The sequence below is a fragment of the Haloarcula sp. KBTZ06 genome (genome assembly GCF_048595605.1).
Taxonomy (GTDB): Archaea; Halobacteriota; Halobacteria; order Halobacteriales; family Haloarculaceae; genus Haloarcula; species Haloarcula hispanica.
Genome location: NZ_CP184338.1, coordinates 76,205 through 82,777 on the forward strand (window position 1 = coordinate 76,205; position 6,573 = coordinate 82,777).

The following is a 6,573-nucleotide window of genomic DNA, read 5'->3' on the forward strand; positions in this document are numbered from 1 at the left end:
AGACCGACGGTGCTGGCGTCAAGCTCGTTGACGAGTTAGATGGCGACGGGCTCCAACGGGTACTCGACTTGGATATCGACCGTGCTGACGAGTTCCGCACGGCTGCAGCTCGCAATCTCGAACGAGGCAATGCTGACACCAACGATATCGAGAAATTCGCCACACATGCCGACAATCTGGAAGGTGTCGATGGTCTGAATAGCGGCCCCGTCGATGATTTCATCAATTCAAGAGACCCTGGAAACGTTGGTGGTGCACTTGATGAAGTGCGTCGGGCCGATGAAATCGGTGCAGAGAATATCGAGCGGATGAGTATTGAACTCCCCGATTCGAATGAGTATGACGGGGAACTGGATATCCAAGTCGAATCTGGCAAGATTGTCGAATCGAAAGGATCGTTCGGATATACGAAAGGCAAGATTGACCAACAATTCGACAGAAAGCTTAGAACTATGAAGGAACATGAGGATGTTGCTTTCGATGGCAACACACTGGAGATCCGGGCGAATCGCGTTGGGGATCAAAACTTGGTCAGTTCAAAGATTACGGAATGGGAGCAGAAGAGCAAATGGGGGTCTGCAGACATTACGATCAAAGTGGTCGATGAAGGCTCTGGATCAATTATCACGGATTAAATTGGAGGCTACTAATGGAAGATTACGATCTGATTGAACTTACCTATGTCCTCGATGAGGAACCGTCTAGTGATATCTTCGAGACGCTCATTAACGCGTTCCCGGAGTACGGTAGGCGAGATCGCGGACCTCGAGAATATGGGATACGTGCCAGTAAAATAGATGAATACACCAATGAAGTAGATATAGTCGGAGGGCGTGAAGAGATACTCCAAACAATATCTACGTATCCAGAGTGGTCAGTTGAGGTGCTGCTGAGCCACGATGATCTGACAATTGCACGGAGCAAGAGCGAATTGGGTCTACTGTCAGACTTATCAAAGCCCAATTTGCAATTTTCAACCTGGATTTACGCGATGAAAGATTCAGATGATCATGGCTCTCCTCCCGAAGTGAAGAAAATGCGGAAAGAGTTTGTCGAAGTACTTGCTCAAGCCGCAAACATTCTCGAACCAAAATGGGGCTTTGGCCGCCGCGGTGGCCTCGCTATCGGCGAAGATGAGACGGTCGAAGACCTTGCGACGAGGACCAAACCACCGCTGTACGAGTACAACGTCTTCCGTCCGGAAACGGTTGAGGCAATCGGTCGCGAGCAAGTCCTGTCGGCCCCGGCCTACTACGTCGAAGAACTCGACTCAGGTGGCGTTTTCATGGCTGTCACGGAACCACCCAAGCAGTGCGGACACGAGGGCCAGCAGTGTGAGGAAGTCGCCGACCAGCTCGGTCTCTCGCTAGCGAAAACGGAACGGTATCACTGACCGCGATTTTAGATCTAAAGTCTACAATAATTCAAACTACAATACTGATTAGGAGATAGTCTCATCGCCGAGATGATAGGCTCTGCGAGTGGGGTCCAGCAAGGCTACCAGCGGACCGTCCCGACAAGTTCTGTCGTCAGACAGTGGACTCAAAAGGACTTCTCTGCTGACACACAGGCACTCCTCCAGAACGGGAATGTCGATTTGCCGTTGACGCTGGCAGCGGGAGCCACGTCCGTTCGTGGGGACGCTGAATACGTCGCCGGATACGGAGCAGAGTACGTCTACGAAACCTCGCCGCTGAACTCGCCAGCAGACATCGATCACGTCCTGTCTACCGCAGTGGTTGCCGAAACGTCGGAGGGATACGATGTCGTCATCGGGGAGAACCCGAATGGCGATGGCCACATCGCACTGTATATACTGGGCTCGACGATCATCGGTGCCACCAGCGTCGAAACAGTTGGGGATACGATCCAGCGAGAGAAAGAAGAGGATACTGATCAAGACGGCTCCGATAAAATAGGCGAGGACGATATCGACGACGCGCCCGGACAGGAAGAGTGGTGGCGCCTCAGCGAGCGTCAAAAACTCTGGATCCGGACTGTCGGTGACTTCGTTCTCAATCTCTACAAGGCGTCCAACATCTACGACCAGTATTCAGACGACGATGACGAGAACGACAGTCAATGCGGTCTAAATGCTACAGATATCGATATGGCTGTTGACGAACAGGTTACCGGTCGGTTCTCGTCGTCGAGCACGTATACGCTGTTTAGCGGCGAATATCGGAAAACTAAAAATAACGTTGCGACGGATTACTACTGCGTCCACGACCGGGATGCGTTCGTCCGGACCTACGCCGATAACCCCACCGACCTGACTGATGGTAGTGCTGGTGAACGAGTCTCTGTAGAGCTGATGGAAGAACGGGGATACGAGATCGTCTGGCCTGAAGGTGGGTTCGACGAAGGAGACACCTCAGAGATCGGTCCAGACGTCATTGCTTACGACGAAAATACCGGAGAATACGTTATTGTCGAGGCCAAGACAACTGGTAGCACTGATGCAGTTGGCATCTCGTTGTTCAACACTGATGCGTACGATGGCGACCCACAGCTTTCGGAGGAGTGGATCGAGAATAGTATAGAAAAACTTGAGAACCAAGGTCAGTTGGACAGCTCTACGGTTGACGAGCTCATCTTAGCGCTTGACAATGGGAATATACGTCAAGAGGTGGTATTCGTCCGGGATGTTGAAGGATCAAGCACGAGAACACTAGCAAATCCGCGTAGCGCCTCGTCAGACATTAGTAATAAGTCAGTGATTGGAGTTGACGCAGTAACAGTCATTGACCTCAAAGCTGAAGACGATAGCAATGACTAATTTAAATTCGGATCAAAAGAACCAGGCTGAAAATCTCCTGAATAAGAAGCGCCGCCGATTGAGGCTTCGGAAGTCAAATTTCGAAGAAGGAGGGGTAGAGCGCGAGTTGTCAAGTTTCTTCAGCGGTATTGCCGGTAGTGCACGCAATATCGGTATATTGGAACTCGCAGTCGGTGACAGAGATGCCGCAGAGGAGGCTTTTGCCGACGCCACGACGTATTATGAACGGAGTGCGGCTGAAGACTCTTTGCCGGTCCATAGCGCCCGCCAACGAATGCAAGGAATGTACACAGCACTGCTGGCAGGGGAGGAATCCGCCCTCGTCGATATCGCCGAATCGATGCAACGGCTTGCTGCTGAAGAAGACTGCGACCCTGATGATCAATGGGCTGACCGCTATTTCCTCGGTTGGTGTCTCTCCGGCGCAGTGTTGGGTACTGTCAACGATGCTGCACTGGCGGGATTGGAGACTGTCAACGACGAGAAACCCGGCGCGCACGCACACTACGGGCGGGCAGTGCTATCGACCGCACGTGGTATCCGCGACGACGAACCGGCAGCTATCCAGTCGGGTGTCGAGTCGATGGTCACGTTCCACGAACAGGATATGGACGCAGACAACGTCGTTAAGCAAATCATGTCTGTGGAGGCGACCGCATTGGCGATCTTGGGACGAGCGAAGGGATATTCACCAGCCATCTCCTCAGAATTTATCCCAATGGATCTCGTCGAAGCGAGTGCCGCAAGCTTCCATTTATAGTCTATCAGGGGCTCTGGTGGATCAATAGAATCTGAACGTACAGAATAGCTCTATCTGGTGGCTAAAACCACGATATCACGAAAGTCCTCACCCCTTCCTGGTATCTCTCCGAGTAGTACAACCACAACCATAATCAACCGCAATTGGGGATTGGTGTTGAGAATAGAATAAGGATGACGAGGAGCTTACCGACGAAGAGGAGATCGACGACGCACCGAGAACTGAACAGGACTGGCGCCTCAGCGAGCGCGAGAAACTCTGGATCAGGACTGTCGGTGACTTCGCTCTCGATATCTACAAGGCATCCAACATCTACGACCAGTATTCAGACGACGGCGATGATGATGAAGATGACAGTGCTCAGTTGGAGACGACGGCCATCGATATGGGCAAAGGACAGAGTACATTGAGCAAAGCTCCTGCCGAAGGGCGCGATAAGACGCTTCTCGTGGATGCCGGCTCCGGCGAGAGTGCTGGGCGCTGGGAAGATCCCTACCGAGAGGATTTGACTTCACGGCTGCCAACAAATTCCGAAGGCAACTATGTCATTGACCATCTCGTTGTGAGTCACAATCACACTGATCACATCTCCTATGTTGACGAGATTTTGGCCGACGACGACATTACAGTCCGAAATCTGCTCTTCTCTGGAGTGGAAGCCGGTAACAGCCATGAAGGAGATGTGGAGGATTTCGTTTGTTTGGGGATCGACAGCACCGTACAGCCAAAACTGCTGTCCGTGGAGGGAATCATTTTCTCGTCAACCGCGAGTTGATTCGCGGTCACCGTCGAAATCGGCTGTAGATCGGCCTTGTGAACCCACTCATGGATCGAAACATGACTGCGTTGGACTCCCAACTCCTCAAGAAACTGACTGGCATCCCGAAGTGACATACCCGCCAGATGACATCGGATGCCCACTTGAATCGCCCACTCGGGAGTCCGTCGTCGCTCCACAAACGACAAGTCTATCCACTCGATACATCCTTTGAGGCGGTCGAATTCTGCCATAGACACTCAGAACTCGTCCGCCTCATTCTCTAACTTAACGCGACCGGTTCAACCCAAATCGCAATTATATGTCTTTATACTGGTCGCAAGCAACTGCTATTAGGTAAGAGCTCTGTGCCGTGTCAGGGAAAATTTCTCAGTCTTTCTGTCTCCAACTCTATCAAGAACTATATGAAAGATATCCTCCGTATCTCACACGCTTTAGCTGACAAGAAGTAGATAGTTCGAATGTGTCAGTCTAGCCAGTGCCAGTTCATGAAGCACTTCGGGGGGACGCCGTCGTTGTCTCATAGTTCGGTGTTGAGAAACAGCGAGAGCTGGATCAATCACTCGTGGTGATTGGCCAGTATAGAGTGTGAAGCTAACACGAGTAAGCGAATGAGATTCCATCTGGCTCAACAAGAATTTGCACGTCTTCCCCTTCCCGTGAGCAATTGTCTCTATCCGGGGTATACTCATGACGTATATCATTTTCACCCTCTAGCGAGACGACAAGATGGCTAACGCGGTTTTCAACACCTTTTGACTCGTCGCCCTGTCCTCCCGGCAATGTATACGTGTGATCGAGCAGCAGACTGCCGTCCATCGCATAAACGGCTACTTGCAGGGATATCTCCCGATCGGTATGGTTTCGTGGGATGATTTCGACCGTCGTTCCTTCCACCTCCTGTCCACCATCGACACCGAGACATCCGGAGACAACAATTGTGCTCCCAAGAGCGGTAGATAGGAGGGCGCGCCGTTTCATACGCAAACATCCCATTCTGATGGATTAATCACTTCCCATCGTCTGACTGACACCCGCTCTATATGCATACCCACTGAGCGGGTATTTCTGCTGAGATCGTGAGAAACAAACAACGGTCAGAAGTCAACCGAGGTCGGCTAACCAACAGTCACAGGTATTGGTCAGCTATTGTTGGTTAGCGCTTTTGGCTACACTGTCGCCGCCACATGCTGATACTCGGCTTGCGACGGTGTGGGCTGTAACGTCAACCCAGCCAACGCCAACTCCCGCAACACCTCGGGCGGCACACCCTCCGCGTCCCGAAGCACGGCATCAAGCGTCCATTCACCGTACTGACTCGCACTCGGTGCGAGCACGTCGACAGACTCAGTCGGAACCTCCGCTTGAATCGCCCGTGCAGCACGCCGAACACGCTGCCGTTCCTCCACGGTACAGCTCATGCCTCAACACCTCGCACGAGATCGCCCACGAGCGACCCACCGACGTGCGGCCCAACGTCCCAGCCGCGCTCCGAGCGCGTGTATTCACACCAGTCAGCAAGCGTCTCGAAGGGCGTCTCTGCCAACACGACCTTCTCGGCGTCACCATCAGCCGCCACAACAGCCACAGCGAACTCGTAGCTGTCCCAGTAGTGTGCTGCACCGTCGCCGTCGACGCCGAGGAAGAGCGGCCGACCTTGGGTGAGTAGTTCGCGTGCGGTACGTTCTTGTGGATTGGATTGCGTAGTTGCCATTGGTTCTTCCTGGAACCACGCGCCTCGGTGTTCCAGCACCGGGGCGATTTCGTGAGAAATCGACCAGCAGCGCGTGTGTTCCTATCTAATCTGTTGTGGCGGCACACCAATAAAACTATTGTTCTGATACAACAATAGTCGGTTAGACACCTATGTCTACGAAGGGTCCGGAACCAACGGTCAGTGATAACGAGCTAATCAAGGCAATCAGTCAAACCGGCAGACCATTCGCAACAGCTGGGGAGGTTGCTGAATTGGTCGATTTATCCAACTGGAGAGTACGCCAGCGGTTGGAGAGGCTCGACGAACAAAATAAAATCAACCGTTCGCGGATCGGCGGCGGGCCGTTCATTTATTGGCTGGATGGCTCTTTTTCGGACGAATCTAGGTAACGACGCCCGTTATCAGTGAGCCACCATGCTCTGGCATTGCCAATTTTATCCGATTCAATCAGTCTCTCTTCCTCTAATCGACTGAGTCGTTTTGATGCCGCCTGTTGGCTGATTCCAACCATATCTGCTATCTCCGTCGTCCCAAGAGCC

8 protein-coding genes and 2 pseudogenes are annotated in these 6,573 nt (G+C 52.5%); 6 read left to right on the forward strand and 4 right to left on the reverse strand.

What is annotated here, in order from left to right; translation table 11 throughout:
• Positions 1-68: 68 nt before the first annotated feature.
• The 5 genes and pseudogenes from ACNO8S_RS16595 to ACNO8S_RS16615 form a co-directional block, all read left to right on the forward strand.
• Positions 69-635 carry a hypothetical protein gene (locus tag ACNO8S_RS16595; RefSeq protein ID WP_193363423.1) on the forward strand — a complete coding sequence of 189 codons (567 nt, stop codon included), beginning with the start codon at positions 69-71 and terminating at the stop codon, positions 633-635.
• A gap of 14 nt (positions 636-649) precedes the next feature.
• Positions 650-1,393, forward strand: coding sequence for a hypothetical protein (locus ACNO8S_RS16600; protein ID WP_228841637.1), 744 nt, complete (start codon positions 650-652; stop codon positions 1,391-1,393).
• Positions 1,394-1,465: 72 nt separating this feature from the next.
• Positions 1,466-2,779, forward strand: a complete 1,314-nt coding sequence (locus ACNO8S_RS16605) for a hypothetical protein (protein WP_420182822.1) — start codon at positions 1,466-1,468, stop codon at positions 2,777-2,779.
• Positions 2,772-3,539 (forward strand): hypothetical protein, encoded by a 768-nt coding sequence (locus ACNO8S_RS16610; protein WP_420182823.1) that lies wholly within the window; start codon positions 2,772-2,774, stop codon positions 3,537-3,539. Before ACNO8S_RS16605 ends, ACNO8S_RS16610 begins: the two co-directional genes overlap by 8 nt.
• A 385-nt stretch (positions 3,540-3,924) precedes the next feature.
• Positions 3,925-4,149 (forward strand): annotated as a pseudogene (locus tag ACNO8S_RS16615) (MBL fold metallo-hydrolase); the annotation flags it as partial.
• A gap of 66 nt (positions 4,150-4,215) precedes the next feature.
• Here ACNO8S_RS16615 and ACNO8S_RS16620 read toward each other — a convergent pair.
• From ACNO8S_RS16620 to ACNO8S_RS16635, 4 genes and pseudogenes are all read right to left on the reverse strand, one after another.
• Positions 4,216-4,550, reverse strand: a pseudogene (locus tag ACNO8S_RS16620) (IS6 family transposase); the annotation flags it as partial.
• A gap of 361 nt (positions 4,551-4,911) precedes the next feature.
• Positions 4,912-5,298: a hypothetical protein gene (locus ACNO8S_RS16625; protein ID WP_420182824.1), complete on the reverse strand. Its 387-nt coding sequence runs from the start codon at positions 5,296-5,298 to the stop codon at positions 4,912-4,914.
• Positions 5,299-5,486: 188 nt separating this feature from the next.
• Positions 5,487-5,738 (reverse strand): hypothetical protein, encoded by a 252-nt coding sequence (locus ACNO8S_RS16630; protein ID WP_420182825.1) that lies wholly within the window; start codon positions 5,736-5,738, stop codon positions 5,487-5,489.
• Entirely contained in the window at positions 5,735-6,031 is a 297-nt protein-coding gene (locus tag ACNO8S_RS16635; RefSeq protein WP_420182826.1) for a hypothetical protein, read from the reverse strand. The genes ACNO8S_RS16630 and ACNO8S_RS16635 overlap by 4 nt, the downstream gene beginning before the upstream one ends.
• Positions 6,032-6,183: 152 nt before the next feature.
• Between ACNO8S_RS16635 and ACNO8S_RS16640 the strand changes: the two genes are divergently transcribed.
• Positions 6,184-6,423, forward strand: a complete 240-nt coding sequence (locus tag ACNO8S_RS16640) for a FaeA/PapI family transcriptional regulator (protein WP_151104296.1) — start codon at positions 6,184-6,186, stop codon at positions 6,421-6,423.
• Positions 6,424-6,573 lie beyond the last annotated feature (150 nt).

What these genes read in the sequence shown, in the direction of transcription:
- ACNO8S_RS16640 (WP_151104296.1), top strand. Translation starts at nt 6,184, where the DNA reads ATGTCTACGAAGGGTCCGGAACCAACGGTCAGTGATAACGAGCTAATC.
- ACNO8S_RS16630 (WP_420182825.1), bottom strand. Translation starts at nt 5,738, where the DNA reads ATGAGCTGTACCGTGGAGGAACGGCAGCGTGTTCGGCGTGCTGCACGG.
- ACNO8S_RS16625 (WP_420182824.1), bottom strand. Translation starts at nt 5,298, where the DNA reads ATGAAACGGCGCGCCCTCCTATCTACCGCTCTTGGGAGCACAATTGTT.
- ACNO8S_RS16610 (WP_420182823.1), top strand. Translation starts at nt 2,772, where the DNA reads ATGACTAATTTAAATTCGGATCAAAAGAACCAGGCTGAAAATCTCCTG.
- ACNO8S_RS16600 (WP_228841637.1), top strand. Translation starts at nt 650, where the DNA reads ATGGAAGATTACGATCTGATTGAACTTACCTATGTCCTCGATGAGGAA.
- ACNO8S_RS16605 (WP_420182822.1), top strand. Translation starts at nt 1,466, where the DNA reads ATGATAGGCTCTGCGAGTGGGGTCCAGCAAGGCTACCAGCGGACCGTC.
- ACNO8S_RS16635 (WP_420182826.1), bottom strand. Translation starts at nt 6,031, where the DNA reads ATGGCAACTACGCAATCCAATCCACAAGAACGTACCGCACGCGAACTA.